The 25564-nt window shown below is 60.0% G+C and carries 26 protein-coding genes and 2 pseudogenes; 12 read left to right on the top strand and 16 right to left on the bottom strand.

Annotated elements, in window-relative coordinates; genetic code table 11:
• Positions 1–326 precede the first annotated feature (326 nt).
• Complete coding sequence (locus HBA54_RS26335; protein ID WP_205944936.1) at positions 327–1142, bottom strand: enoyl-CoA hydratase/isomerase family protein; 816 nt, start codon at positions 1140–1142, stop codon at positions 327–329.
• Positions 1143–1279: 137 nt separating this feature from the next.
• The gene (locus HBA54_RS29975; protein WP_367575722.1) at positions 1280–1639 is read right to left on the bottom strand and encodes a nuclear transport factor 2 family protein; all 360 of its coding nucleotides are present in this window, start codon (positions 1637–1639) and stop codon (positions 1280–1282) included.
• A 304-nt stretch (positions 1640–1943) separates the two neighbouring features.
• Between HBA54_RS29975 and HBA54_RS26325 the strand changes: the two genes are divergently transcribed.
• A complete protein-coding gene (locus HBA54_RS26325) occupies positions 1944–2465 on the top strand; it encodes a 2'-5' RNA ligase family protein (RefSeq protein ID WP_167230867.1) in 522 nt (173 codons plus the stop codon).
• 20 nt (positions 2466–2485) lie between these two features.
• On the opposite strand, the pseudogene HBA54_RS26320 reads toward HBA54_RS26325, so the two are convergent.
• From HBA54_RS26320 to HBA54_RS26305, 3 genes and pseudogenes are all read right to left on the bottom strand, one after another.
• Positions 2486–2623, bottom strand: a pseudogene (locus HBA54_RS26320) (IS3 family transposase); the annotation flags it as partial.
• Between the two features lie 198 nt (positions 2624–2821).
• Complete coding sequence (locus HBA54_RS26310; protein ID WP_167230864.1) at positions 2822–3520, bottom strand: IS6 family transposase; 699 nt, start codon at positions 3518–3520, stop codon at positions 2822–2824.
• A gap of 284 nt (positions 3521–3804) precedes the next feature.
• On the bottom strand, positions 3805–4596 hold the full coding sequence (locus HBA54_RS26305; RefSeq protein ID WP_167230860.1) for a helix-turn-helix transcriptional regulator: 792 nt from the start codon (positions 4594–4596) through the stop codon (positions 3805–3807).
• 86 nt (positions 4597–4682) lie between these two features.
• On the opposite strand from HBA54_RS26305, the gene HBA54_RS26300 reads away from it, so the two are divergent.
• Positions 4683–6251 carry an MFS transporter gene (locus HBA54_RS26300; RefSeq protein ID WP_167230857.1) on the top strand — a complete coding sequence of 523 codons (1569 nt, stop codon included), beginning with the start codon at positions 4683–4685 and terminating at the stop codon, positions 6249–6251.
• Positions 6252–6706: 455 nt separating this feature from the next.
• On the opposite strand, the gene HBA54_RS26295 is transcribed toward HBA54_RS26300, so the two are convergent.
• From HBA54_RS26295 to HBA54_RS26285, 3 genes are all read right to left on the bottom strand, one after another.
• Positions 6707–6943, bottom strand: coding sequence for a zinc-finger domain-containing protein (locus HBA54_RS26295; RefSeq protein ID WP_167230854.1), 237 nt, complete (start codon positions 6941–6943; stop codon positions 6707–6709).
• Positions 6944–7452: 509 nt separating this feature from the next.
• A complete protein-coding gene (locus HBA54_RS26290; protein WP_167230851.1) occupies positions 7453–7770 on the bottom strand; it encodes a DUF6522 family protein in 318 nt (105 codons plus the stop codon).
• A 2-nt stretch (positions 7771–7772) separates the two neighbouring features.
• Entirely contained in the window at positions 7773–8375 is a 603-nt protein-coding gene (locus HBA54_RS26285) for a MarR family winged helix-turn-helix transcriptional regulator (protein WP_167230848.1), read from the bottom strand.
• Between the two features lie 142 nt (positions 8376–8517).
• Between HBA54_RS26285 and HBA54_RS26280 the strand changes: the two genes are divergently transcribed.
• The 5 genes and pseudogenes from HBA54_RS26280 (at position 8518) to HBA54_RS26260 (ending at position 10663) form a co-directional block, all read left to right on the top strand.
• Entirely contained in the window at positions 8518–9009 is a 492-nt protein-coding gene (locus tag HBA54_RS26280) for an RrF2 family transcriptional regulator (RefSeq protein ID WP_167230845.1), read from the top strand.
• 27 nt (positions 9010–9036) lie between these two features.
• Positions 9037–9363, top strand: coding sequence for a Grx4 family monothiol glutaredoxin (grxD, locus tag HBA54_RS26275; RefSeq protein WP_167230842.1), 327 nt, complete (start codon positions 9037–9039; stop codon positions 9361–9363).
• 252 nt (positions 9364–9615) lie between these two features.
• Positions 9616–9846: pseudogene (locus tag HBA54_RS29790) on the top strand (transposase); the annotation flags it as partial.
• Positions 9847–10076: 230 nt separating this feature from the next.
• On the top strand, positions 10077–10328 hold the full coding sequence (locus tag HBA54_RS26265) for a type II toxin-antitoxin system Phd/YefM family antitoxin (RefSeq protein WP_167230836.1): 252 nt from the start codon (positions 10077–10079) through the stop codon (positions 10326–10328).
• On the top strand, positions 10325–10663 hold the full coding sequence (locus HBA54_RS26260) for a hypothetical protein (protein ID WP_167230833.1): 339 nt from the start codon (positions 10325–10327) through the stop codon (positions 10661–10663). Before HBA54_RS26265 ends, HBA54_RS26260 begins: the two co-directional genes overlap by 4 nt.
• 1254 nt (positions 10664–11917) lie before the next feature.
• On the opposite strand, the gene HBA54_RS26255 is transcribed toward HBA54_RS26260, so the two are convergent.
• Positions 11918–12814, bottom strand: a complete 897-nt coding sequence (locus HBA54_RS26255) for a LysR family transcriptional regulator (protein WP_167230830.1) — start codon at positions 12812–12814, stop codon at positions 11918–11920.
• A 92-nt stretch (positions 12815–12906) separates the two neighbouring features.
• Here HBA54_RS26255 and HBA54_RS26250 point away from each other — a divergent pair, with 92 nt between their 5' ends.
• The 4 genes from HBA54_RS26250 (at position 12907) to HBA54_RS26235 (ending at position 15474) form a co-directional block, all read left to right on the top strand.
• Positions 12907–13335, top strand: a complete 429-nt coding sequence (locus tag HBA54_RS26250; RefSeq protein WP_167230827.1) for a nuclear transport factor 2 family protein — start codon at positions 12907–12909, stop codon at positions 13333–13335.
• Positions 13336–13372: 37 nt separating this feature from the next.
• Complete coding sequence (locus tag HBA54_RS26245) at positions 13373–14116, top strand: SDR family NAD(P)-dependent oxidoreductase (RefSeq protein WP_167230824.1); 744 nt, start codon at positions 13373–13375, stop codon at positions 14114–14116.
• Between the two features lie 99 nt (positions 14117–14215).
• Positions 14216–15010, top strand: coding sequence for an SDR family NAD(P)-dependent oxidoreductase (locus tag HBA54_RS26240; protein ID WP_167230821.1), 795 nt, complete (start codon positions 14216–14218; stop codon positions 15008–15010).
• 14 nt (positions 15011–15024) lie between these two features.
• On the top strand, positions 15025–15474 hold the full coding sequence (locus HBA54_RS26235; RefSeq protein ID WP_167230818.1) for a DMT family transporter: 450 nt from the start codon (positions 15025–15027) through the stop codon (positions 15472–15474).
• A gap of 237 nt (positions 15475–15711) precedes the next feature.
• Here the strand turns inward: HBA54_RS26235 and HBA54_RS26230 are convergent, their stop codons facing one another.
• Positions 15712–17157 carry an MFS transporter gene (locus tag HBA54_RS26230; protein WP_167230815.1) on the bottom strand — a complete coding sequence of 482 codons (1446 nt, stop codon included), beginning with the start codon at positions 17155–17157 and terminating at the stop codon, positions 15712–15714.
• Between the two features lie 61 nt (positions 17158–17218).
• On the opposite strand from HBA54_RS26230, the gene HBA54_RS26225 reads away from it, so the two are divergent.
• A complete protein-coding gene (locus tag HBA54_RS26225) occupies positions 17219–18079 on the top strand; it encodes a LysR family transcriptional regulator (RefSeq protein ID WP_322096125.1) in 861 nt (286 codons plus the stop codon).
• Positions 18080–18461: 382 nt separating this feature from the next.
• Here the strand turns inward: HBA54_RS26225 and HBA54_RS26220 are convergent, their stop codons facing one another.
• The 6 genes from HBA54_RS26220 to HBA54_RS26195 form a co-directional block, all read right to left on the bottom strand.
• The gene (locus HBA54_RS26220; RefSeq protein ID WP_167230809.1) at positions 18462–19523 is read right to left on the bottom strand and encodes a glycosyltransferase; all 1062 of its coding nucleotides are present in this window, start codon (positions 19521–19523) and stop codon (positions 18462–18464) included.
• Positions 19524–19562: 39 nt separating this feature from the next.
• On the bottom strand, positions 19563–21164 hold the full coding sequence (locus HBA54_RS26215; protein ID WP_167230806.1) for an ABC transporter permease: 1602 nt from the start codon (positions 21162–21164) through the stop codon (positions 19563–19565).
• Complete coding sequence (locus HBA54_RS26210; RefSeq protein ID WP_167230803.1) at positions 21161–21976, bottom strand: ABC transporter ATP-binding protein; 816 nt, start codon at positions 21974–21976, stop codon at positions 21161–21163. The genes HBA54_RS26215 and HBA54_RS26210 overlap by 4 nt, the downstream gene beginning before the upstream one ends.
• Entirely contained in the window at positions 21966–22850 is an 885-nt protein-coding gene (locus HBA54_RS26205) for an ABC transporter substrate-binding protein (protein WP_205944935.1), read from the bottom strand. The genes HBA54_RS26210 and HBA54_RS26205 overlap by 11 nt, the downstream gene beginning before the upstream one ends.
• A 206-nt stretch (positions 22851–23056) precedes the next feature.
• The gene (locus HBA54_RS26200) at positions 23057–24709 is read right to left on the bottom strand and encodes a sulfatase-like hydrolase/transferase (RefSeq protein WP_205944934.1); all 1653 of its coding nucleotides are present in this window, start codon (positions 24707–24709) and stop codon (positions 23057–23059) included.
• Positions 24685–25467 (bottom strand): CDP-alcohol phosphatidyltransferase family protein, encoded by a 783-nt coding sequence (locus HBA54_RS26195; protein ID WP_167230801.1) that lies wholly within the window; start codon positions 25465–25467, stop codon positions 24685–24687. The genes HBA54_RS26200 and HBA54_RS26195 overlap by 25 nt, the downstream gene beginning before the upstream one ends.
• Between the last annotated feature and the right edge of the window lie 97 nt (positions 25468–25564).

Genomic DNA, 25564 nt, shown 5'->3' with positions numbered 1-25564 from the left:
CGGCTGACCTTGAAACGTACTGCGCCGGCCAGACCCATGGCAGCGGTGAGGCCCGTGCCTGCTTGGAGGCCAACAAGGACAAGGTCTCGGCAGCTTGCAAAGCGGCGTTGGATGCCACAGGCGGCGGACAGGGCCAAGGCAGGGGTAATAAAACGCCCCCGTCTCAATAAAATTGGCCCCGGGGCCGGTATTGGAAACCAAGGGCCATTTCTGACCGGACGTTGAAACATTGAACGACGCGATAGCGGCAGGATGCCAGAAGGCGCTATCGAAAGCCGAGAGGTGACACTTCGCACTCTTGGAGTCCTAAAGTCGCGCCATCAGAGCTATTTTACGTCCTGAATTGCGATAACGAGCTGATCCCAGCTTCGTTGATTGCTCATATCGAACTGCGCGCCATTGTCATCGGCGTACTGGAAGCGCTTTTGAGCAGGAGTCTTGCTCATCGACTGGTAGAGCCAGTAAGCCTCTTCTTTCAGCGCTTCTCCAATCGGCAGGTCGATCGAGGCATAGACGGCGCGCTTGCAAGCCTCAATGGACTCGGCTGGAAACTTGGCAATGCGATCGGCCAGCTCCTCGACGTAAGGTCCGATTTCTTCCGGATCGAGGGCAAGGTTGATCGTCCCGTAGTCTTGTGCCCGATCAGCGTCGAAGTCATGGGCGCCCAGGATGATTTCCAGGGCCCGGCCGAGGCCCACTTGGCGCGCCATACGCGACGCGCCGCCGCCGCAGGGCAAGATGCCCATTCCCACTTCCATTTGCATGAACTTGGCCTTGCCGCGGGCGGCAAAGCGCATGTCGCAGGCCAGCATGAACTCGTGGCCGCCGCCCCGGGCGAAGCCCTCGACCTTGGCGATGGTTGCCTGAGGCAGCTTGCTGATGCGCTCTAAGACTTCCTGTAGGTAGAGCAGTTTGACACTGTCTCTCGCAACCGCCTGCGTCGGCATATCCTTCAAGAAATTCGTGTCGGCATGCGCCACAAAGATCTCGGGATGGGCGGACTGGAACACGACCACCTTCACATCCCGGTCCTGTTCCAGCGTCTCAGCCAGACGATTGAGATCATCCAGCATTGGGATCCCCTGGATGTTCACCGGGGGATAGTCAAAAGTGACCCAGGCCACTGCATTCTTGGTTTCCACCTTGAAAGTCTCGTACCCGTCATAAGACATATGCCCGTCCTTCTTTGTGGAGTTATGGGAGGCCGCTTACTGATCTTAGAGCGGAACTTGGGAATTGCGCCAAGGAACGGCCGTTCCTGGCCGAAAGGCGTCACCACTTACCCGGACGCAGAACGGGTCCCTTGATGAAATACCATCTCCCAATACTCCCCATTGGACCGCCAAATCGAACTTCGAATGGTACCTGTCTCGCGAATCCGGTAGGTGACAAGCACGACCAAAGATGAAAGCTCGAGGGCCTTGAAGTTGATGATCGTACGGGGGCCGTCAAATCCCGGATCTTGGCGCAAAGCCTCTATCATGATCGCCTTGTCGTAAACGCGACCGGAGCTCCCGAATTCAACGAAGTCGTCGGACAAAAGGCCATCGACCACGCTCGGCGAGCATCGCACTAGAGGGTCCATTAAGCGAGCTTCCAAAGTGTACAGCACTTCGGCGATTTCCGTTTCTGCATTCATTCTACGAGTGTAGCACAGATCAATCTCGCGATAAGCCGCCTGCAATCCCAAAAAGAGGCGAGCCCTGAAGGCCGCCGCCTTTTGCTCACAAGCCGACGCCTTCAGGGACCATGATGATCACTTCTGGCTAAATCTTGTCGCTGATGACAGCGGTCCGAGCGGGACCCAGCCAAGGCCACCACAAGCGGCTCAAGTCGACCCTGAGCGGCCGTTCGGTTGAAACGACGCGAACGGCCGCTATGCGGGACAAAGCAGACTTTAGCCGTACCTTCAAAAAGTGTTAACCCTATGGCATCATTTACTGATGATCTATGTGTTGACCTATCCAAAATTTGAGATTCACACCACACAAGTACTCGACCAGTTCCGTGCGCAAAATGAGCCTGAACGTGCTAAGCTGGTGGCACCCCACTTAACTCTGATGTTTGGTGTGAAGGGTGTAGAACCGCAAGAAATCGTTACCCTTTGCCGCGATGTCGTTGAGGCAATGCCTCAGTTCCAAGTAACGCTAGACCGCTTCGAAATGGACTATGACTCCATTGAAAAAACTCATAAAATTTATCTGCTTTGCGGTAAAGGTCGAGAACAGGTCATTGCGTTGCACGAGGCGCTTTATCAAGCAAAGTACAGGTCTCAGCTGAAATTAGGTATCCCTTACCAACCGCACATGACCGTCGCTACCAATAAAGATCAGTCAGCTTTGAAGGCGACAAAACTCTCTTCACTTGGAGAGTTGCCTATAGCTGGCACGATCGAGAAAATTGACGTCGTAGCTGTCCGATCCGGCAAACTTAGATCATTAGAAACAGTCACCCTAGATGGGTAACTCTGTCGTCTTGCCCCGTTTCAGTGGACGGTTCCAAAAGATCCGGCTGACTGCTCTTCGAAGTCTGCCGGGCTCACATTGCCAAGACAACCATGGCGTCGCTTTCGATTGTAGAACACCTCGATGTACTCGAACAGATCGGCACGCGCCTCGTCTCGACCAGTTCGAGAGCCTTGCCGGGAAATCTCGACTCTTTGCTGTGGCAAACGAGCGTTGGATGCGGATCTACACCTATTTTCGTTCCTCTGCCGCCTATCGCGTGCGCATCGCCCTGGCACTAAAGGGGCTTGCGCACGAGCAAACGGCCTTGTCACAAACTCGATCTAGCCACGGATTCTTCCGCGAGGAGCTTGTTTTCAGGTTGTTGGGCCGGCAGCGAGGCGCCAAGCGGTGAAAGCTTGATCCCAGCGATATCGATGTTCGGCGGCGGAGACGAGATGTCGGCGAGCAGCGAAGGTGTTGTAGACGGCGGCATGGGTGGAAAGGAAGCGTTGAGCTGATCCAGGCGACCGAAATCTCTGCATCGATCGTTCTCGTCGTCGGATCCGGACATGCGATCCTTCGATGCGGTTGTTCTTCCACTTCGCCTGATGATGCCAAGCAGTCAGGCCAAGATCGCGAAACGCCGCGGCGTAGGCCCTCCATTTGTCCGTAACGATCGTCTTCGGCATCAGTCCTGTCTTCTTCAAGAGCTTGCGCATCAGCTTCAGCGCCGTCTTCTTGTCTCGCTTGGATTGAACCAGGACGTCGAGGACCTCGCCTTCGTGATCGATTGCACGCCATAGATACACCCAACGACCGCCAATCGAAACATACACCTCGTCGAGATGCCATTGCGGGTGAACTCGTGGCCGTGTTCCTCGTAAGCGTTTGGCGATCTGCGGCCCAAAGCGCGCCACCCATCGGCGGACCGTTTCGTAAGAGACGACCATACCCCGTTCGGCCATGAGCTCCTCGACGTCACGAAGGCTCAGGTTGAACCGAGCATAAAGCCAGACCGAGCGCTGGACGATTGAGGCTGGATAGTGATGATTTCGATAGCTGATCGCATCCATCCCGAAAGCCTAGCTGAAGCCGGTCAATTGGCACATCTGACTTTGTGACAACGCCAATGCGAACTATTCCTTCTCTATAGCCCTACGCTAGCGACGCGTCAGAATTCGATAAAGCGCCTTTTCATTCGCTATAGAGCGCAAAGCTACGACGTCGTAGTAGCTGAGTGCAGGTGGCTACAGTAGTTTGCTTGTCGACATGCCAAATCCTGCGAATTGCCGCTCTTGGCCCATGACGCGCTCCCTTTGCCGCTCTGTCTCCGATCCGACGATATGGCAGCCAGCTTTCAGTTCTGGAAATAGACGATCATCTTGAGATGGCGGTGCTCGTCCACCGTCAGTATCTCGTGAGCGAAGCTGAGGCGCGTGCTGTCGCCGGCGAGCACGTCGTCGACTCCCCTGCCACAGCTTTCCATGCTGGGCTGTTCCATCCAGCGCCGAAAATCAGGCGACACTTTCTTCAGCTCTTTGACCAACCAAAGCATGGCCGGATCGTCCGGTGCAGTCGCCAGATCGTAGCGGAACTGCGCCAATAGTCGGGGTGCATCGTCCCGCCACGCCGGCAGCCGTCGCCGGAAGTCCGGATCGGCAAAGACCATGCGGATGATGTTGCGGTCCCGTCGGGCCCGACCGGAGAAGTCGAACAGGCGATCGGCCGCCGTATTCCAGGCGATGACATCCCAACGAAGATTTGAGACATAAGCCGGCCGCGCCGTCAGATCGTCCAGCAATTGCTGGATCAGCGGGTCGACCGACGGCCATTGGCGCGCTTCTGGAGGCGGCGGACGCCGATGGGCCAGCAGGAAGAGATGGTTGCACTCGGCGTCGTCGAGTTTCAGGGCTTTGGCGACATTCAGGAGGAAGCTCTCCGAGACTTGGATGTCGCGACCCTGCTCGAACCATGTGTACCAGGTGAGCCCGACGCCCGCGAGCGCGGCGACCTCTTCGCGCCTGAGCCCAGGCGTGCGTCGGCCGCCGGTGGTCGGCAGCCCGACATCGGCGGGGGTGAGTTTCTTTCTATTGCGCGTGACAAAGTCGGAAAGATCGCTTCGTTTGCGCGCGAGGCTTCGGCCAGACAATCCTATCGCTCCTAATAATAGGATAATTTCCCATATAGTAACAGGAATACTCTGCCTGGATTGTTCGCCTCACACAAGGAGGCGATATGACATTTCATTGCGATACAGACGCTACGACGGTCCAAGCCAAGGGACCATTATCCGCAAAGGCTGGCGTGTGCGAATGGTTAGGACTGGCGCTGCTGGCGTTGCCGACCGTGCTGCTCGGGCTCGATCTCACATTCTTGCCTCTCACTTTGCCTGCGCTGGCGATTGATATGGGTCCGACCAGCACACAGGCGCTCTGGATCATGGACGCCTCGGGCTTCATGCTTGGTGGCTTTCTCATCACAATGGGCACGCTCGGAGACCGGATTGGGCGGCGCAGGCTTTTGATGATCGGTTCGGCCGCCTTTGCTACCGCTTCGGTAATCGTGGCCTTCTCCACCAGTGTAACGATTCTGATCGCGGCGCGCGCAGCGCTAGGCTTGGCCGCCGCAACGCTAATGCCTTCGACCCTGGCGCTCATCAGCAACCTGTTCGCCGACCCGCGCCAGCGCGCGCTTGCCTTCGGCATATGGGCGACGATCTTCGGGGTCGGCTATGCGCTCGGACCCGTCGTCGGAGGCTATCTATTGGAGGAATACTGGTGGGGCGCTGCCTTCCTCGTCGCCGCGCCCATCGTCGTTCTGTTGCTTCTGCTCGCCCCCGTATTGCTTCCCGAGTATCGCGCACCGAACAGCGGGCGGTTTGATCTTTTCAGCGTGGTGCTCTCGCTCACCGCTATGCTGCCGGTGATCTACGGCATCAAGCAGATCGCCAAATACGGCCTTGCTCTCGGCGCTATCGCTGCTATCGCGGCGGGCTCCGTTTTTGCCGTGCTGTTTCTACGTCGGCAAAGGCAGCTTTCCGATCCGCTCATCGACATGAGCTTGTTTGGCAACAGAGCCTTTTCGGTTGCCCTGATCGTGCTGCTGGTCGGATTGGTGGCTGTTGGCGGGACCATGTTGCTTGTTGCCCAATACCTGCAACTGGTGGCCGGACATTCCGCTTTCACTGCTGGCCTATGGATGGGCGTCGCTGCGCTTGGCATGATCGCCGGCGGCGTGGGCGCACCGCTTGCTGCAAGGCGTGTCCGTCCCGGCTTCGTCGTCGCCGGATCGCTCGTTCTGTCGGCCGTGGGATATCTGATGCTCACCGAGGTTGGCGCTGGGGCCGTCGGCGTTGCGATGGTCGTCGCCGGTTTGGCGCTGGCCTATCTCGGCAACGGGGCCATTGCCGCGCTCGGGACGGATCTCGTCATCGGGTCAGCGCCGCCCGAGAAGGCGGGATCGGCCTCGGCCATGTCCGAGACCGTTCAGGATTGGGGTGTCTCGCTCGGCATCGCCGTTCTCGGCAGCCTCGCCACGGCCATCTATCGACGCACAATGCTTGACCGGATGCCCGAAAATCTCTCCGAGGAAACTCGCGAAGCGCTGGGTGACAGCCTCTGGGCGGCATCAGCTATAGCGCCAGAATTGCATGCGGGGCTGATCGGAGAAGCGCGGGCTGCGTTCATAGCAGGCTTCAACGGTGCGGCCATTTTTAGCGCAGCCGGCGTCACGCTGCTCGCCATCCTCGCGGCGGTGGCGCTGCGGCATGTCAGAACGCTCGGACAGTCACATGAACCATTATGACCTTCTCGCGGCTAAGGCGCGGCGTGCCATAACCGGCGGAGTTCTGATGCCGGCATCGATGGTGTGGTTTTTCCTGTGCTCGCAACCAACTTTGAGAGATCCTTTTATGCCCCGCGAGGCTTCGGCAAACCAAAACTATCGCTCCTGGTAGTAAGATAGTTTGCTGAATTACAACAGGAATGATCCGCTTCGATTGTACGCCTCCGACAAGGAGGCGATATGACGGTTCAGTGCGACACAGAGGCTTCGCATCCAGGAACAACAGTCCAAACCAAAGCGCCATTGCCAGCTAAGGCTGGCATGCGTGAATGGCTTGGTCTGGCGCTGCCGCGTTCGCAGTAGCTTCGGTGATCGCGGCCTTTTCGGCTAGTACCCTTATGCTGATCGCAGCCAGGACCGCGCTCGGTGTGGCCGGAGCAACGTTGATACCCTCGACTCTAGCGCTTATCAGCAATTCAGTCCAAAAACACGCTGTCCGGCGGATCCGCCTCTTGCGGGCCAAGCCGCGGATCGTAGCGGAACAAGGTCGCGCAGTAGGTGCAGAGAATGGTGTCTGCCGCGCCCATCTCGAGATAGATATGCGGGTGGTCCTGGGGCGCCGACGCGCCGGCGCACTTGAACTCTTTGACTCCGATGCGGATTTCAGGAACGCCGCGATCGTTCTTGAATTTGGCATAGTCGTCAGCCGTCATGGCGTCTCGCCAACTCGTTCTCGATGATCGCGATCTCCGTAAGTTGATACTCCGCCGAACGCTCCGTCAGAATGCCGTTGTCGATCAGCTCTTGGAGTTCTCTGAGCTTTGTTGAGAGTTCGACTGTCGTGAATTTGGCCCATGCATTCGGCTCGTTTGTCGGTGGGGCAACCCTTCGGTTCGAGGACGGCCTCTGGGTCATACCGGCCGCACTTCGACCACTTCCGGGAGGTGGTGGCGCGGCAGGTTTTCGAGATGTGCTTTGAGCGTGGGCGCTGACACCAAGTACAGAAATGAATGGGGATCGTTCCCTGCGTCGTCGCCCATTACGTGCTCAAGCGCTTCTGTGACCCGATCAATCGTGTTCCGCGGGGCGAACCCCAGGAGTCCGGCACACGGCTTGTCGGCGATCGCTTCCCCCTGTGCCGCAACCCGATGAAAATGCACTCGGACAGGTTGGACCGGCGTGTGCGATGTGATCGCGGAACCGCACAGGGGCACGACCATCATCACGGATCCGCCATCAGATCGAGCAGACTTGAGCGGTCTTTTGCGGCTCGCGGTTCGGGGGGCGATACGGGGTCTTCCTTGAGCGTCCCGTCGATGTCCACCACGACACGCCAAGTCCGCGCGCGGTAGCGAAAGGTAAGGCGGGTGCGTCCCGCGTCCTCGCCAACGCCCGTTTCGGCAATACTGGTGACAAGGCCGTTCACCATATTGTCCTTGAGCCCGTCGACGGAGAGACCGAGTTTGGGCGCCAGCAGGTCAGCCTCGATCGTGATTTGACCTTTGACGATAATGACGCTTGTCGCAGGAAGCCGAGTCACCGCTATGTGACGCCAACGCCGGGTGTTCGCGGCGGCCCAGACCTGTCGGATGCGAAGTTCACACAGAGCTGGTCCAGTTCCTCGTCCATAAGCGGTTCATTCAGGAACCCGCACCCATAGGCCGCCAGCCCGTCCTTGCAGCAGCCGTCGTCTTCGAAATGCGCGCAGTTTTCGCAAGTCCCAAAAAGAGGCTTTCCCGTCTCCAAGACGACCTGGCCCAGCACGCGCTGAAGCGTATGGGAAAACGCGCCACGAACGCCCGGGGGTAGAGCGTCCGTGGCGCGGACCAGGGCTTCGATTGGATCGTTAGCGATTATGGCCCTGGCCTTATCCGTCAGGTCCAGTCGCACGCTGCGGCCATCGGTTTCGGACTGGGTTTGCATCAGGAATCCCTGGGCGACCAGGCTCTTGATCGCCTGGGAGGCCGTACCGCGTGTCGTGCCATGAAAGGCCGCGAACGCCGACGGCGTGCGCGAAAAGCGATTGGCACGCGTGAAATATCTCAAAATGGCCCACTGGCCCGGCGTAAGCCCTGCAACGAGGCCGTCGCCTGATGCAATGCGCCCGAGATGCAGGATCAGTTCGGCGATAACGCGGCTGTCCAATTCGAACTCCTTTTCTCTCTTCGCTAGGCTGGTTTGATAGTAGCGTTTCGAAACTATATTGACAAGAATATGATTTCGATCTCATACTAAAATAGTTCGGTTTCAAAATCATTTTGCCCGTGTTCGGCGGAGACACACCAAGATGCAGATCAGCAGCAGCGCTTATATGGGCGTCGAGACCCTAGTGCGCCTGGCGGTGCAGAACGCGGACAAGCCGTGCTCGACAAAGGGCCTTGCAGAATGGATCAATCGCTCGGTGTCCTACACGGAAGCCCTTATGGCGCAGCTACGCAGCGCTGGGCTCGTTGTTTCACGACATGGACCGGGCGGCGGCTATATGCTGGCCAAGCCCGCCCAGCGGATCACCGTCGCGGAGGTCTTTCAGGCCGTCGATGCGCCGTCGAACTTTGCGAGCCGTCCACTGAATGCCGACACGCTCGAAGCCGCCGACATACATGACCTTCATGGCACCGATCTCCTCTGGGAGGCGCTCAAGAGCGCCGTCCTGTCGTTCCTGAACGACGTCTCGCTCGCCGATCTCACGCCGGAGTCGCCCGAGTTGATCAGCGTTGGCGGCAACGATCGTGCAGATATGCGATCGACGGCGCGGCACTGTTCGTCGGTCAAACGCTAGTCGGGATGGTGGCGGGAGATGACAGAAATGAATGATAGTCAGGCTTTGGGGCGCATCAGCGCGGTGGTGTCCGAGAACGACGTGGTCCTCTTTATGAAAGGGACGCCTCAGTTTCCCCAATGCGGGTTCTCGGCGGCGATTGCAAAAACGTTGTCCCAACTTGGCGTGCCGTTTACCCCAGTGAACGTGCTTGATGACCATGCAGTGCGCCAGGGCATAAAGGACTACTCGAGTTGGCCCACCATCCCGCAACTCTATGTCCAAGGCGAGTTTGTCGGCGGCTGCGACATCGTTCACGAAATGCATCAGAGCGGAGAACTGGCGCAACTGCTAAGGGACAAAGGCCTGTTGTGACCAAGCTGGAGAAAATGGTCAGGCCCGCGACCGCGTTGATGCAAAAAAACAACAGAAGAAGCGCTCGCGACAGGCACGTCGAAGGACCGCCCATGGCCTCGCGACCGCCATCTCAATCGCCGCGACATCTTCAAAAAGAACCGGTCTGATGCCTTGGCGGAGTGGCGCCAGTTGGCGGCCTGAACGCCTCGGATCGGCGCCGCTCACTGGCCGAATCAGGTTTGTCTGACAGTGCCCCTCTGGGGCTTCGACCACAAGCCGACCGTGGTCGGCGTCATGGCCGCCCACGTGAACCTCGAGTGGGTGCACCGGGTCTTCGCGCTTCTGAAGCGATGGGCCCTCGGCGTCCACCATGGCCTGCGCCGGCGCCACATCCAACGCTACCTGGAGGAGTTCACTTTCCGCTTCAACCGCCGTCGCTCGAGGCCCGCGACCTTCCACCTGCTGCTCGGCATCGCCGGCCGAACCCCGCCGATCACGTACCGCGGGATTGTCGGCAGCGGGTCCGACGCCATCCCCAGGCTGCCTCCGTCACCGCCTTCCCCAAGGAAGCTGAGCCTTGGTGGAGCGTTTGCATGAGGCGGCTCCTCGCCGCTGTCCCTTGATTCTCATGCGTAAAATGCATAATTTACGCATCTCAACGGCTGACAATGTCGTCGCTTGACATTCTTGCGCAAAATGCGTATTTTGCGCAAGAGACAAGAGAGGATCCCATGCTGACTGAAAAGACGGTAACTGCGAGCGAATTTCAGCGCAATTTCGGGCGCTATCGGGACGAAGCGGCGACGGGCGAAATCGTGAACGTCACGAATCGCGGGCGTGTCATCGGCGGCTTCCTATCTGCTCGGCAACTCGAAGAATATCGACGGCTCAAGCGTCGCGAGCGCGAGGTCCTTATCGTTGGCGAACTCCCTGACGATGTCATCGCGGACATCAAGGATGCCGAGTACGATAAAGCTCCTTGAACATTCCAGACCCAAGGCTGGGTCTCGTCATCAGATACGGCTTTCTCTGGAGCCACGAGTCTGATGACGGGGTCGATGAATCTGTCAAAGATCGCCCCCGTGCGATTGTGGTTGCAACGCGCCGGCAGCCGAACGACGAAGTGAGAGTGGTCGTCGCGCCGATCACCCGCGAACAACCTACTGATCTCTCTGCATCCATTGAGATCCCGACAGCAGTCCGTCAGAAACTCGGCCTCAAATCTGCGCGACAATGGCTACGCTTTGACGAATTGAATCGCTTCACCTGGCCGGGTTACGACCTTCGAGCTATCCCAGGGCGCAATCAGACCGAATAGGTTTGCTGCCGCATGACCTCTTCGAAAAGCTCAGGTCTGAGGTCCTTCAACGCCAGCGAATTCGACAAGCAAGACCACCAATCGACCGCGATTAGCTATTGGGACCAGATAGGTGGATACCGCTTCCGGCTCTCATACAAGATATTACGTAACCTGACGGTCGTGCATATCCCTTATGGCAAGACTAGGCAGAGGCCTTCAACCGGTTTCCACTCCTGCTGATAAGCTATTGGAATGATTGAGACGGATTGAGAGATGGAGAGTGGAAACCACTTATTCCTAATGCGTTGAGGTAAAACGACAAATCATCGATTCCGGGCCCTCCTGCCTCTGACTACGGATCAGGAGGTTGGGAGTTCGAATCTTCCCGGGCGCACCATATCCCGCTGAAAAACAAAAAGAAAACGGGATAGGAAAGTTTTCGGCTTCCATTTTTTTCGACAGCGGTTTCCACTTTTCCCGATTCGTTCTATCTCCCTGCGCCGGCGGTGCAGTCCTGTGCTGTCATTAGGTTCGATCTCGGCGGCGCGCCGGATCCGCTTCAGGCCGATCAGGGTTCGGAGCTCGTTCCCGCACGAACGGGACAATTGGGACGGCGATGACACCGATCAGACTGGACCGAAACAGCTGGCGGGTTTCCGGGGGTAGAAATCAAACCGGCCCTTGGGTTCGAATCCCACCCCATCCGCCACCAAGTCTACGCGTTCGCCGTCTCTCTGGGCGGCTCGACACTCGGAGGCCGAAAGGGCCGCATTCCGCGGCCCTTTGCGGTCGGCCCCTTCTCAAACCGGACTGAGAGAACTGCTCTGCTCTGGCGACCAGGGAATTTCAGCCGTGCTTTCTCTCGCCACCTTTTTGGAAGGCCAGTTTCAGTGTCAGTACGGGGAGCGGCTTCTTCGGCTTTCGAGGCAATTCCGGTTGCCAAAACCAATCATCCTTTGGGCCGGATAGTGCCTCGAACTGCCTATACCGCGACCCAGCCGGCACGCCCGAAGCCGTGGACGCAGCGGACGTAAGCCGGTGGAAAGCTGACATCACCAGTTGAATGTCGCTTGTTGGGAGAGAGCGGAAGAGGTTCAGGTTGCCCAGAACTTCACCTGCGTGCCAGGAGCGGTCATTCGGGGAACGGGAGTTTATGGCCTCTCGGCGGCCGGGTTCGACCCGAAGCGGACGAAACAAGTACTCATTTCTCGTGAAGGAAGGACAATTGCTGTATTGACCGCGGAGGCAATGGTTCGGGCTCATCTCGGTCATTCAACTTTCGGCTTTGAACTCCCGGATCGCGAGGTCAATGAAGGCCCGCAGCTTTGGTGCCATATAGCGGCTTGAGGTGAAGACGGCGTGGACCGGCACGGGGATCCGCTCCCAGCCCGGCAGGAGCAATTTTAGTTTCCCGCCTGCAAGTGCGTCCGCTGTCATGAATGTCGGCAGAAGGGTCACGCCCATTCCGGCAATTGCCATATCGTGCGCCGCCAGACTGTTGTTGACGGTGTATCTCGGCTCCGTCTCGATCAGCTCCGTTTGACGTCCCTTCACAACTTTCCATGAGGGCCGTCCTCGCGGCGCGAACATGACGAGATCGTGGGACTTGAGATCGGCGGGCGCTTTCGGCTGTTTACGTCCTTTGAGATAAGATGGGCTCGCATAGAAGGCGTAGTGGATATCGCCGAGCTTGCGCACAGAGAGTTCCGCATCCGGCAAGGCGCCTATGCGGATCGCGATATCAATCCCTTCATGGATGACATCCGTCACGCGGTTGGTGAACTCCGCGTCCACGCGCACGTCCGGGTACGTCTTCAGATAGGTCGCGATCCAGCGATTAACCCGCAGCACGCCGAACTCTGCGCCGGCGGACAGGCGAAGCGACCCGGTCGGCTCGCGTTGCGTACGGGCGACCGAAGCTTCCGATTCTTCCAGCGCCGTCAGGATGCCTGCGGCGCGTTCATAAAAGTCTCGCCCGGTCTCGGTAACGCTGAGGCGACGTGTCGAGCGCTGCAAGAGCTGCGCGCCAAGCTTGTTCTCAAGGCGGCTGATGATGCGGCTGACATGCGCCTTGTCCGTATCCATGGCATCAGCCGCCGCAGTGAAGGTTCCACGCTGCACGACGGCCACGAAGGCGGCCAGTTCCATGATCTCGATTGTTGTATCCATATACAACAGATTGTCTTGTTAGGGCTGATTTTTCAACAGTCGATCAGCCACCATCTTCTGTCTATCGACGTGACCGGACGGGAGAACACCCAGTGACTGACACACCAAACATTCACGCCGTGAAGGGCTTTCTGGAGGCGCAATACGCCGGCGACTTCGACAAAGCCTTCGCCGAGTTCGCCCAGCCGGATTTCCAGTGGATTGTCTCCACGGGCGAGAACGAGGACCTGCGCGGGTCAATCCCGTGGGCGGGTTACGTTCACAAAGGCAAGGAAGGTTATGTCCGCCTCACAAGCTTGCTCTTCTCGGAGTTCGAGGCGCTCGAGTTCAACTCTGCGCGCTTCACCGACGCCGCCGACCGGGTTTTTGTCGAAGGCCGTTTCGTCTTTCGCCATCGCGAGACCGCGAAAATCGCGGTCAGCGACTTTCTCGCGCGCTTCGACATGTGCGACGGCCGCATCACCGGCGGTCAGTTCTACGAAAACACCGCCGGCGTCGCCGACGCGCGCAAGGCCACTTGACGCAAAACCCATCAGCAAACCCGAAAGGATACGCGCAATGACGACCGACATTCTAAGACTCGACGGCAAAATCGCCCTCGTGACCGGCGGATCGCGCGGCATCGGCCAAACCATCGTCCGTGACCTTGTCGCGCAAGGCGTGAACGTTGCGTTCACCTATGTAAGCAGCGAAGAAGCCACCAAAAGTCTCGAAGCGGAACTTTCGGCGAACGGGCGTGTCAAAGCCTATCGCTCCGACGTTTCCGACTTGACGGCGATCGAGCGCCTGAAGGCGGAGATCCAAACCGATCTGGGCCGCATCGACATCCTCGTGAACAACGCCGCGGCCTTCGTCGCCAAGCCGTTCGCCGACGTCTCGGAAGACGAGTTCGACCAGGTCTTCGGCACGAATGTCAAAGGTCCATACTTCCTCGTCCAGCATCTGGCGGCGCTGATGTCCGAGGGCGCGCGGGTGATTAATCTCTCGTCGGGCGCAACGAAAGTCCACGTTCCGTTCACCAGCCTCTACGCCGCCTCGAAGGGCGCCGTCGAACAATTTACGCGTCTCTGGGCGAAGGAACTGGCGGAACGTCAATTCACGGTGAACAGCGTTCTGCCCGGCTATACGGAGACCGATTGGATGGCGGACCTGCCGAGCGACCAGAAACGCTGGATGGCCGAGCAGGCGGACTTCAAGCGGCTGGGCTCGGCCGAAGACGTCTCCCGCGTGGTTCTGTTCCTCGCCTCCGATATGGGGCGCTGGGTCACGGGTCAGCACATCAGCGCGGACGGCGGGCTTTAGCCCCCCGCCACCCCGGGTCAACTGGGAAGTGTTCCGCGCGATTTCAATTCAGCGGTTAACGGCTTTCTGAGTAACGAAAAAATCTAGAGGAGGCCCGACATGATCATTTCGTTAAAAGGTCGCCGCGCCCTTGTAACCGGTTCGACCGCAGGGATTGGCTTTGCAACTGCAACCGCGCTCGCCCAGGCGGGTGCGAATGTGGTGCTCAATGGCCGCTCAATGGCGGCAGTGGACGCCGCAGCGAAACGGCTTGCGGCCGCGATTCCAGATGCCGAGATCGCGGGCGTCGCCGCCGATCTCGGCACAGCCGACGGAGCGGCGAAGCTGGCTGACGAAGTCGGTGAGTTGGAAATTCTCGTCAACAATGTTGGGATCGCCGAGCCGAAACCCTTCTTCGAAACCTCAGATACAGACTGGGAAAAGCACTTCGCTGTCAACGTTATGAGCGGCATGCGGCTGTTCCGAGCCCTACTCCCTGGGATGATGCGCCGGGGCTGGGGACGGATCATCTTCGTCTCCAGCGAGTCGGCCCTGCACATTCCGACAGAGATGATCCACTACGGCATGACCAAGACGGCGCAGCTTGCGATCAGCCGTGGGCTTGCGGAGGTCGCTGCCGGTTCGGGCGTCACGGTAAATGCGGTTCTGCCTGGCCCGACCCGTTCCGAGGGTCTCCTCGGGTTCATTGAGTCCATGGCCACAGCCGCAAACGAGGATCCCACAAAGCTTGAGCAAGCACTCATAGAGAACCATCGGCCGACGTCGCTTATCGGACGCCTGGCGGATGTGGAAGAGGTCGCCAACATGATCGTCTATCTCGTCTCGCCTCAGGCCTCGGCCACAACGGGCGCGGCGCTGCGCGTCGACGGCGGAATCGTCCGCGCCATACCGTGATCGGAACGATCGCCATGAACGCTTCCAGCTTCTTTGTCGCTGCCGCGCTTGTAACGGGCTCCCTGGTCCCGCTGCAACTGGCGTTCAACGCGCAACTGGGCGCTGTCACCAAAAGTCCCTACACGGCGGGCCTGATCGTCTTCGTGATAGGGGCGATCGCGCTTTCCGCGACCGTCGCCGCAATGAGACCGCCGCTCCCCAGCCTGTCGTCCCTGGCCTCGGCGCCGCCCACGGTCTGGCTCGGGGGGCTCATCACCACCGGTTACATCCTCGCTATCGTCATCATCACGCCAAAACTCGGCGTTGGCTCGACGACGATCCTGATCCTCGCCGGTCAAATCCTCGTGGCCCTCGTTCTCGATCACCTCGGCGCGTTCGGAAGTCCGCAGCACAGCCTGACCCTCTGGCGCGTGTCAGGCGCGGTTCTTGTCGTCGCCGGCGTCGTCGTAATCCGCACTCACTGAATGCATTCCAAACAATGGCGGTCCGTAACTGAGACTATAAGGGACATTGGATCGCTCCTGGGCATCCAGCAATCGTTGGCCCGACTAGGTCAAAGGTCTATGTCTGCAGTTGGCCGAATTCGGCCAGGACCGGTCATTCGTCGGGTTTGCAGCGAATGACGGCTTCGAGCCCATAGCAACGAATGCTGCGCGATGAACGAACGGCAGCTTCTAGGAGTAGATTGGCATTTTCAAATGCTAGTACTGCGGCGTCCTGCGTAAAGCTTGGATCGCCGCGATGCATCCTATCAATGTGAACGGTATCGAGAACACGATTGCAGCGCTCGCAGCAGCGAGAATGGTCTCGCTATCATGGATGGTGCCGCCCGCAACAAAAGCACCTACGAGGCCAACCAGAGCACCGCCAATAGCAAAACCGAGAGTTTCAACGCTGGAAACCATGGCCATCGTTTTGGTCTGTTCCCCGTCCATATCACCAGCGACCATTTGTTCGCCCAAGTAGGGCCAGATCATTCCCAGACCGAAGCCGCTGGCGGCGATGGACAAGGCTGCACCAACAAGGTGGCCATCGAGAAGGAAGAGATAGCAGCCCACCAGACCGGCAAGCGTTACAAATGGGCCGACGATGGAAACACGCCGCCCCCAAGGAATGCTGACCACGGCAAATGACGCCATGGACCAGGCAATGGTCTCGATTAGTACGAACGCTCCAGCAAATGTGGCACTATGTCCATGAACCTGAGTGAGCACCAACGGGCCAAATACAAGAATGCTCATCGCGCTCGCACCCAGGGCTGTTTTCGCAGCTATCGCGCTCCCCTGCATGGTCCGGAAACGGAAAGCCCGCCTTGGGAACATGCGGGGCGCATACGATCTTTCGCGCATTATAGCTGTCGTCAAGGCAACAAACCCGGCAATTGTAAGGACGGCAACAACGCTTCGGTCAAAATGAGGAGCAAAGCTGATCAAACCAACACCAAGGCCAAAAGCCGCGAAGGACAGGATTGGAAATGCCTCCATGTCACGTTCCGTTTCGACTTTCGTGACTGTTCGCGCGTTGCCGATCCCATAGATCAACATTCCGGCTCCAAGTAATGCGAAGGCGGGGCGCCACCCGACAAAATCAGCGAAGAGGCCGCCGATCAGCGGACCGGCGAAGGCCGCTCCGATCCAGAATGCACCCGAGATGGCAGAAATCTTGGGGTAAGCCGCCGCAGTTATCTCTGAGCGCAGGGCAACAAATCCAAGAGCGAGCAAACCACCGCCGCCGAAACCCGCGATGGCACGTCCCGTGGCGATCCAGGGCATCGTTCCTGCCACAGATGAAAGCATCGCTCCGGAAATCGCCAACGCTGTCATGATCCACCAAAGCCACTTCATGCCGTATCTGGCGGCCAACGGGCCAGTGGCCGCTGCCGCCAGAACCGTACTGATGTTGAAGAGCGCGGTCAGGGCAGCGATGAGTTCACCGCCACCAACCTCTGCAACAATCGCCGGCGCGAGGGTAACGGCAGCGTAGTTCCCGCCAGCGTGCAATATAATGACTGCAAGCACCCCCGCGATGCGGAACCCTCGTCCGTTAGCCAGAAGCGCGCGCCAATCAGGTGCATGGTCCGAAGTACCACTTTGCGTGGCGTTGATGTGAGTCGTTTGATCATTCATTTCATGATTAAATAAAGACAACAGAATTTCGGTCCAACGAAAACATATTGGCCAATAGGCTTCCATTTGGTTAAGTGAAGATATGCGACACCTTCCGACTCCGACCGCGCTTAGAATGTTCGTGGAAGCCGCCGAACGGACGAGCTTTGCCGGGGCCGCTGATACTCTGAATGTCACACAGGCCGCTGTCAGCAAGCAGATGGCCACTCTCGAGGACAGGCTGGACACAGCCCTTTTTGTGCGCGAGCATCGTTCTGTCGCGGTAACTGCCGCCGGACGGGCCTATCTGCCAATCGCCAAGCGCGTGTTGGCGCTGCTCGAAGCGGGTCTTGATGAAGCAACTGCGCTGTCATCGCGTCGTGCGATCAAGGTCGAAGTGGACTACGAATTTCTTGATTTGGTGGTTGCGCCAAGACTTGATCAGCTGCGTGCGGAAATGCCCGGCACCGACATCACATTCGTTCCCACCGTTCCGGGTCGGCAAGTGCGACAAAGTGATCTGGCGATCACCTACGGTCATCCACGTCCAGGTGCGGCATTAGCCGAACGCCTTTGCGGTTTCACGGTCTTTCCCGTGATCAGCCCATCGCTCCTTGAAACCACGAACGACCCCTTCAAGACGTTGCCGCTTCTCCACGATCTGGACAGCTATTGGTGGGATGCATTTTTGCGCGCAGAGAGTGTCACACGCTTCGACCAGGGCATTGTTCTGGGAAACGGCGCGCTTGCGATCCGCGCGGCGATAGCCGGACATGGCATTGCCATTGGTGACAATGTGCTGTGCGCGGATGCTTTGAAAAGTGGTGATCTGGTGAGGGTCGGAAAGGTGACCTTTTCCGGACGCGACGACTATTGGCTGTCCCAGCATCCAGACATGCAGGGGGACTCAATTGCGGTGGCTTTCCGAAATTGGCTAGGGGCCGAAGTCGCACAACTGATATGAAGTCCGAACTTCTCTAAGGAGCGATGCCAGTTACCTCATAGTTCATAGTTTACAACTTGTATTGTCTTCGTGCCGGGCAGAATGCGGCCATTCGACTTGAGGATGTGAACGGCAGCTTAGTCCGCATAGGCGTCGTTTGCCTGGTCCAGGCTGAAAGACCGCATTGGGTCGATACCAGTCATCGGTTCTGGCGTGGAAGCCTTCGTTGGGCCGTCGGCATCGACGAAAGCCTTCAGATATCAACATCCGCTTGGCGGTCCGGCCAAGTATCGGCAATGCGGGGTTGTCCAGACAGCTGGTGTTAGATCAGACTGCGGGGCAACCCCTACCGTCTTGCAGCAAACGTCTCGGCCTAAAACCTCTTGAAGATACGGCGCAGCTATCAAGGGATGGGCTGCACGGCCAGGCTGTCAAGCACCTGGTCCATTACCGCGGCTGTATCCGCCCAGCTCGGCAGCACCCGCCCTGCCTTGGCTGAAACCAGGGCCGAGCGCCGACGAAGAACACTGTCCGACAGCATCCGGCGCAGCGCATCGGCAAAAGCGCCGGGCTCGTTGGCGGAGACCAGCAGGCCGGCGCCCCTGGGGACCGTATCGGGCACGGCCCCCGTGCCGCAGGTGACGATCGGCAGCCCATGACAGAGCGCCTCACCCAAGACTATGCCGTAACCTTCATAGCGCGTTGCGAGCGCAAAGAGGCTCGCGGCGCGATAGCGCTCCCGCAGGGCCTTGTCATCGACCATCCCGGTCACTGTGACCCGTCCGGTAAGGCCAAGCGAGGCGTTCAGTCGGTCAAGGCCGTCGGCGTAGGCGTGGTCATAGCGGGCACCTACGATCTTGGCACGCCAGTCGAGATCGACGATCCGCGCCAACGCTCTGAGCAAGATGTCATGGCCCTTGCGGGGATGCAGGATTCCGACCGACAGGATCATGGGCGGGCATTCCTCCTGCCGGACAGGGTCGGCGGGCGGAAACCCCGGTGCAGCGATGCTGATCCTGTCGGCTGCCACGCCATAGTCTGTCTGTAAGACAGAGGCGGTATGCGGGCTCGGCACGACCACATGGGCCGCACGCGCAAGGTTATCCGCCTCGCGCCGTGACAGCAGGGCGGACCGCTCAGCCGACAATCCGGCCTCAAGCGCCAGGGGATGGTGGATCATCGCGCAGATCGGGGCCTTCACGGCATCGAGCCCCCGGGTCTCGACAGCACCAAAGGCCAGCCCATCGATGATCAGTGGCATGTTGGCGGGCACAGCGACCAAGGCTGCGATCGCGGCCGCCATGTCCTGCGCATCGGGATCGGGAAAGCTTGCCGGAAGTTCCAGGTGCCGCACTGGGCGCCCCGCATCGCGAAGCCCGTGCAAGAGGCGGTTTTCATAGATGTAGCCACCGGTTTTGGTTGTGATATCCCCGGGAATGGCGAAAACCGCAGGCGTTTTGGTCATCGGGCGGGCCCTAGCGCGGCGGGTTGGGTGTTGCGCGTGTCATGCGAGCTGCTCGCTGGCATAGACATCGAGGAAGCGGCGCTCGACCCAGCTGACGCCGGCATAGGCGAAACAGGCGGTCAGAGAGACGAGAAAGGTCGCGCTCCACAGCATATTGTAGTCCGAGGTCGAGGCGGTTAGTGCCATCAGGCTGCCGATGCCTGTCCCCGTCGCAAGCCACTCCACCACCGTCGCCGCCAGCAAGGCCGCGGGCACGGACATGCGCGCAGCGGCGAAGAAGGCAGGCAGCATCGCCGGGAACTGAGCGAAAACAAGTCGCTGCCGGGGGCTTGCCGCATAGCTGTCGAAGACGTCGTTGACGTGTCCTGGCACCTGGCGAAGGCCCTGCAGGCAGGCGACCAAAACCGGGAAAAAGATCATGATGGCGATGAGTGCGACCATGCCGAGGGCGCCGCGCCCCAGCAGCAGAATGACCAGCGGTGCGGTGGTCACGATGGGCACCGCCCGCAGGGCAATTGCGATGGGCAGGGCAACCGCAGCGGTGCCCGGGAACAGGACAATACCGGCTGCCGCAACAACACCCAGCACAAGCCCTGCGAAGTATCCTGGAACGGTAAAGACCAGCGTCTGCCCCAAGGCAGCGAACAGGGTCTCACGGTGTTCTGCGGCGCCGTCACCGCCCACCAGATAGGCCCAGATGTCGTCCGGTCGTTTGGCGAAGAACCTATCCAGCCCGAAAAGCTCCATCAATCCCGCCCAGGCCAACAAGACGAGAACTGTGAGAACCGCAAGATATCCCAGAGTTTGAGCCAGCCGGCGCGGCCCATCGGCGGAGCGACGCGGCACGGGTGGTGCCAGGATGACGGGCGGTGGACCGGTTATCAATCGCCGCCCCAGCCAGCCGATAACCCAGTAGACGAACATTGACACCGCGGCTGCAACTGTTGCCAAAGCCCATGTCGCCGGCACGTCGAGGCTCCGCATTGCGTGGATGGCCAGCACCCCCATGCCCCGCTCGGCACCGGTGAACTCGCCGACCATCGCGCCCAGGAAAGCCGCCGGGGCGGCAATCTGAAGCCCGGCAACGAGATAGGGCAGCGCGGCAAACACCCGGATGCGGAAAAGCGCTGTCACCCGCCCCCTGCCATAGCTGCGCACCATGTCGAGCCAGGTCGCCGGCGCGGCGCGCAACCCAACCAGCAGCGGAACGAGTGTGGTGTAGTAGACCGCGAACGCGGCCAGTGTGATCTGCGGCCCGGAGCCGGGACCGTAGAGGACCCGCAGAATTGGCCCGGTGGCAACAAGTGGCAGACAAAAGACCAGAAGCGCCAGCGCGGCAATCCCCCGCTCAATCCGTGGTACCGCGAAGGCCAGCAGCGCAAGGCCTATGGCCGCGAGGTTACCGTAGACGAACCCGAGAGCGGCCTCCGCCAGCGTAACACCAAGCGCTCGCGCCATCAGCGCGCCATTTGCCGCCAGGTAGCCGATCACCTCGGACGGACCTGCCAGCAGGTAGGACCCCGTGAACGCGCGCGCCGTGAGTTCCCAAAGGGTCAATGCGACGACGACCCCGACCGCAGCCTTCCACCACTCAGCGCCGGGAAACACAGGCCTGTCGCTTCGCGAGACCGCAGCGTTCATTGGGCGGCAATCGGGACGCCGCCTTGCGCCTCTCCGTCGACCAGCGCCGCCGATACTTCAACGATCAGGTCTCTAAACGGCTCGGTTCCCGTCATTTTCCCTGAACGGGGCCGGTCGAGCGTTACATCGATCTCCGCCAGAACCTTGGCGGGACGCGGCGAGAGAACAATGACACGATCGGCGATCAGAATTGCTTCCGTCACCGAGTGGGTCACGAAAATCGTTGTCGTACCGTTCGCTTCCCACAGCCTGGGAAGGTCCTCGGCGAGACGGCGGCGGGTCAACTCGTCCACCGCCCCGAAGGGTTCATCGAGCAGCAGAAGACCCGGGCGTGTGACAAGGCAGCGCGCAATCGCCGCCCGCTGGCGCATGCCGCCCGACAGCTCCGCCGGACGCCGGTCCTCAAAACCCGACAAGCCAACCAGCGCGATCAGCCGGTCCACCGCCGGCGGATCCTCGGGCATCCTTGCGAGTTTCAGCGCCAGGGCGATGTTGCCCCGCACCGTGCGCCAGGGCAAAAGCGACGAATCCTGAAATCCTATTGCAAGACCCGCGCGGCGGCGTATCTCCTTGGACGGCAGGCCATCTGCCAAAACTTCTCCGGACGTTGGCACCTCTAGCCCGGCGATCAAACGCAGAAGTGTGGACTTCCCGCAGCCCGAAGGGCCAACCAGGGCTGTCGTTTCTCCGGCACGAAAGGTCAGGGAGGTTGGATCGACCGCTTCAATCGGGCCCCCTGCGCCGAAAAACGTCTTCGCAACCGACCGGCAGGCCACCTCGGGTGGGGCAAGGTGTGCACGATCAGCTGTCATAGACCGCTTCAAGGATCGACCTGTCCCAAAGATCCGGCGTGACAGTTTGCCCCAACAGCGCCAGCATCTGGACATTCGCGGCGACCGCATCGTCGGTGAACCAGGCAAAGCCGTGCTGCTCGGTCAGGTCCGAGAACATGAGCGGCAGCTGTTTTCTTGCCTGGAGTTTCTGTGTCTCAAAGTCCAGACCCGCATCCGGAAACCGCTCGACCGTAAGGGCAGCGGCCGCATCGGTGTCGGCCCGATAATCTTGCCAGCCGCGGACCTCACCGGCCATCAGGGCCACAAGCTCGGCACGCCGGTTTGTCAGGCTATCCTCGGTCGCAATGTAGGTCTGTGAATGCAGCGCATAGCCGTGATCGGCCATCAGCATCGTCACGCTCCGAACGCCCTGGATCTCCATTGCCACCGGCAGATCGGTCGCCCAGCTGAGCAGACAGTCGACCTGCCCGGCAAGCAGCGGGGCGGCGGAATACTGTGTGGGCACAATCTCGATCTCGCCGATATCGACGTCGTTCAAGGTGCAAAGCGCCTGCAATACAGGGGTGTTGGCAATAGCCATGCCGATCCGTTTTCCTACCAGGTCGACAGGGGCATTCACCGGATTTTCCGGCAAGGATGCTATGGCAAAGGGATTCCGTTGCATCGCCACGCCGATAATCCTGAATGGTGCCCCTTGTGAAATCGCGGCGGCGGTATAATCAGCGGCCGAAATACCAACCAAAGCTTGATTCGAAATGACCGGCGGTTCTACCGGCGCGTTCGGCCCCCCAGGCGTCAATGCGACATCCAACCCCAGATCGGTCCAGTAACCCCGGTCCTGTGCGATATAGCTCCCCCCAAACTGCACCGAATGCAGCCAGGACAGCTGCATCCTGGCCGCGGTCAGTGCATTGGCCCGGCGCGACGTGAGGCCGAGAGCCGCTGCAACACCGACAACGCCCGTTGCCAACAGTTGTCTGCGCGACAGATGTATCCGATTCATTTTTCGTCTCCGTGACTGACCTTGATGCTAGTTTGACGGCTATCGGGCGACAAGGGGCAGAGCGCACCAGAAAGGATCCGCGGACGGAGCCGGCGTCAAAGAACCGGCTCGGCGCTGCTGAAGGCCGAGAGGAAGCGGTCGCGGAAGCTATCCATCCGCCAGACCGGTGACTCCTCCGCCGGTATGAGCCCCTGCTGCCATCCCCAGGCGTCGGTCCGCTCAATCAGCTTTGGCGGGCCGATGATGTGGATCGGCACATCGAAGCTGTCGCTTTGTGAGACGAAACGCGCCGTCTGATGATCACCGAGAACCACCATGAGGGGTATCCGATCGAATTGGCGCAGTGCATAGCCACCCACCACCTTTAAGCTGTAATCCACCGCCTTGCGGTATTGCTCGCGCACGCGGTCCCGGTCGCGCCACACGATGTCGGGCGGATCTCCTGACTGCGCCCATGTGTCAAAGATCGTCCCGTCTCCCAGTTCGTCCCATCCCAGGAGCGGCGGGATGGGCACCCAGGGCGCATGGGAAGAAATCAGCGCGACCTGCGCAAAAAGCGGTCGCGGATCCGGCGTCTTCAAAAGTAGACGATCGAGCGCAACAAGCGTGTATTGATCGGGCATCGTGACCCAGTTGAAGGGTTGGCCTCGATACCCCAGATCGTCGGCGGCAAGCACGGTCTCGAAACCCATGCGATCTGCCTCGGGCCAATCAAGCGTGATCGCCGGCATCACCGCTGCCGTACGAAACCCGGCATCCGCCGCAAAATGAAAGAGCGACCACCGGTCACTTGCAAGCAACTCAGCGTATCGCCACTGGTTGGTGATCCAGACGCCATTAGCCAGGGTCGCATGAGACAACCAGCTTTGCCCGCCGATCATCGGCGCCCTGAGCCAGGCGGAGCGCATCGCCACCCCGGACTCTGCCAAACGCGCCTCTAAGGTGCGGAGCGTCTCCCTGTGGGTCGGCGCATAAAGCGGGGTATCGAAACTCGCGCGGCCATAGCTCTCAACAAAGATAAAGAGGACATCGCGCTCGTCGATGTGATCGAGCAGGGGCGCAGTCTCGCGGAACGGATCGCCCACAGAGGCAAGGTCGAAACTGCGCAGATCCTGGAATGCCTCTTGGTACGAGATCGCGCGCTCCACCCCCAGCCGCGCCGTAAAGGCCTCGCCGGGGGGAGAGATCGGCAAGCGCCATTGCTGCATCGCATGGCCGACGTCACCAACCAACAAAACCGCTGCGCCCAGCGTAGCCGCGATTCCGCCTGCCCGCCACCTTCCCCGGCTTTCGATGCGCGCCCAGTGCCCGGTTGCCCACCATGTCGCCGCCACGGTCGTGCCGATGGCCAGCAGGCCACCCAGGATGCAGAGGGCCGCCGAGAAAGCGCCCACGGCGTCGGACAACAAGCGCCATCCCGCCTCGATCAAATGAAGATCGAGCAGCGGATTGAACCCACGGCCGAACGAAACGAACATCGCGTAGTCAGCCATCTTCAGCAGCCCGATGGCGCCGAGTATCGCCACCAAAGCAATCCGAACGATCTGCGTCGAGGGCGCCTGCTGCCGAAGGACGATCAGGAGGGCCAGAATAAGCGGCAGTTCGAGGGGAAAGAACAGTATGGCGCCGGACGTCACCGCATCAGGATGATTGGGCAGAACCAACAGAAGATACAAGACCAGCGCCGCCAGCGCGAGGGAGGCCACCGGCCATGCCCGGCGCATCAAGCCGGCCCGCGCCTGCGCCACAGCCAAACCCCATCGGCTGCAAAAGACCACAACAACAGGGCCACGGCCACCGCCGCCAGGCCCTGCGACAGCGAAGCCGTGAGTGGCGGCGCCAGCAAAACGATCAGCACGGTCAACTGGACCACACAGACGGCCTTGCGGCGAAACCGTTCGGGCAGCGGCGCGCGAAGGAAGGGTAGAAAGAGCCCCAATCCGACAAAGCCATACCGTAGCACCCCCAGCACCAGAACCCACGCCCCCAACTTGCCCGTCTGCCACGCCAGAAGCGCTAGAATAAGGGCCAGCAGCGCATCGGTCTCGACATCGAAGCGCGCGCCAAAAGCCGATACCAGCCCGCTCCGCCGCGCCAGCCAGCCGTCTATCCCGTCAAGCGCCAGCGCAAAGGCTGCGAGAACAAGTGTTGCCCAGGCAAGGGCCGGATCGGCCAGCGCGGCAGGGGTAAACAGCGGAGCCGCCAACAGACAGACCAGGGTCGCGCGAAAATACGTGACCGTATTGCACAGTCCGAGCGCGACATGCGGGTAATGACGGTGGAGCGCAAGCCCGGTGACGGATGTAACGGCAAGAAACACCCCGATCGGCGCAAAGCGGGCAAGGCCCAGGATCTCTGGCAGAATCCACATCACCACCGCCAGCAGGAAACCCAGATGCCCGGCAGCCACCAGCGCAAACTGCAAAAGCGGCTTGGCACTGCGCCGGTTGCGGCGCGGGGCCGACGGCTGCGGAGTCGCAAGACTGTTGAAAACTGTTTGATTCATCCCCTCATAAACTAGCGCCGCTTCGCGCCGGTCAAGTCCAGGTTGCCTGGAACGCGGGATCGTGGTCCAAAACTCCGGTACCGGCCACCGCTGTGAC

The sequence above is a fragment of the Pelagibius litoralis genome (assembly GCF_011683915.1).
In the GTDB taxonomy this organism is placed as follows: Bacteria; Pseudomonadota; Alphaproteobacteria; order Kiloniellales; family Kiloniellaceae; genus Pelagibius; species Pelagibius litoralis.
This window is presented reverse-complemented; position numbering and strand designations above follow the sequence as displayed.

Coding starts and splice junctions, on each gene's coding strand:
- HBA54_RS29975 (WP_367575722.1), bottom strand. CDS start 1,639: ATGAATGCAGAAACGGAAATCGCCGAAGTGCTGTACACTTTGGAAGCT.
- HBA54_RS26325 (WP_167230867.1), top strand. CDS start 1,944: ATGATCTATGTGTTGACCTATCCAAAATTTGAGATTCACACCACACAA.
- HBA54_RS26310 (WP_167230864.1), bottom strand. CDS start 3,520: ATGGATGCGATCAGCTATCGAAATCATCACTATCCAGCCTCAATCGTC.
- HBA54_RS26300 (WP_167230857.1), top strand. CDS start 4,683: ATGACATTTCATTGCGATACAGACGCTACGACGGTCCAAGCCAAGGGA.
- HBA54_RS26295 (WP_167230854.1), bottom strand. CDS start 6,943: ATGACGGCTGACGACTATGCCAAATTCAAGAACGATCGCGGCGTTCCT.
- HBA54_RS26280 (WP_167230845.1), top strand. CDS start 8,518: ATGCAGATCAGCAGCAGCGCTTATATGGGCGTCGAGACCCTAGTGCGC.
- grxD (WP_167230842.1), top strand. CDS start 9,037: ATGAATGATAGTCAGGCTTTGGGGCGCATCAGCGCGGTGGTGTCCGAG.
- HBA54_RS26265 (WP_167230836.1), top strand. CDS start 10,077: ATGCTGACTGAAAAGACGGTAACTGCGAGCGAATTTCAGCGCAATTTC.
- HBA54_RS26255 (WP_167230830.1), bottom strand. CDS start 12,814: ATGGATACAACAATCGAGATCATGGAACTGGCCGCCTTCGTGGCCGTC.
- HBA54_RS26245 (WP_167230824.1), top strand. CDS start 13,373: ATGACGACCGACATTCTAAGACTCGACGGCAAAATCGCCCTCGTGACC.
- HBA54_RS26240 (WP_167230821.1), top strand. CDS start 14,216: ATGATCATTTCGTTAAAAGGTCGCCGCGCCCTTGTAACCGGTTCGACC.
- HBA54_RS26235 (WP_167230818.1), top strand. CDS start 15,025: ATGAACGCTTCCAGCTTCTTTGTCGCTGCCGCGCTTGTAACGGGCTCC.
- HBA54_RS26225 (WP_322096125.1), top strand. CDS start 17,219: ATGCGACACCTTCCGACTCCGACCGCGCTTAGAATGTTCGTGGAAGCC.
- HBA54_RS26220 (WP_167230809.1), bottom strand. CDS start 19,523: ATGACCAAAACGCCTGCGGTTTTCGCCATTCCCGGGGATATCACAACC.
- HBA54_RS26215 (WP_167230806.1), bottom strand. CDS start 21,164: ATGAACGCTGCGGTCTCGCGAAGCGACAGGCCTGTGTTTCCCGGCGCT.
- HBA54_RS26210 (WP_167230803.1), bottom strand. CDS start 21,976: ATGACAGCTGATCGTGCACACCTTGCCCCACCCGAGGTGGCCTGCCGG.
- HBA54_RS26205 (WP_205944935.1), bottom strand. CDS start 22,850: ATGCAGCTGTCCTGGCTGCATTCGGTGCAGTTTGGGGGGAGCTATATC.
- HBA54_RS26195 (WP_167230801.1), bottom strand. CDS start 25,467: ATGAATCAAACAGTTTTCAACAGTCTTGCGACTCCGCAGCCGTCGGCC.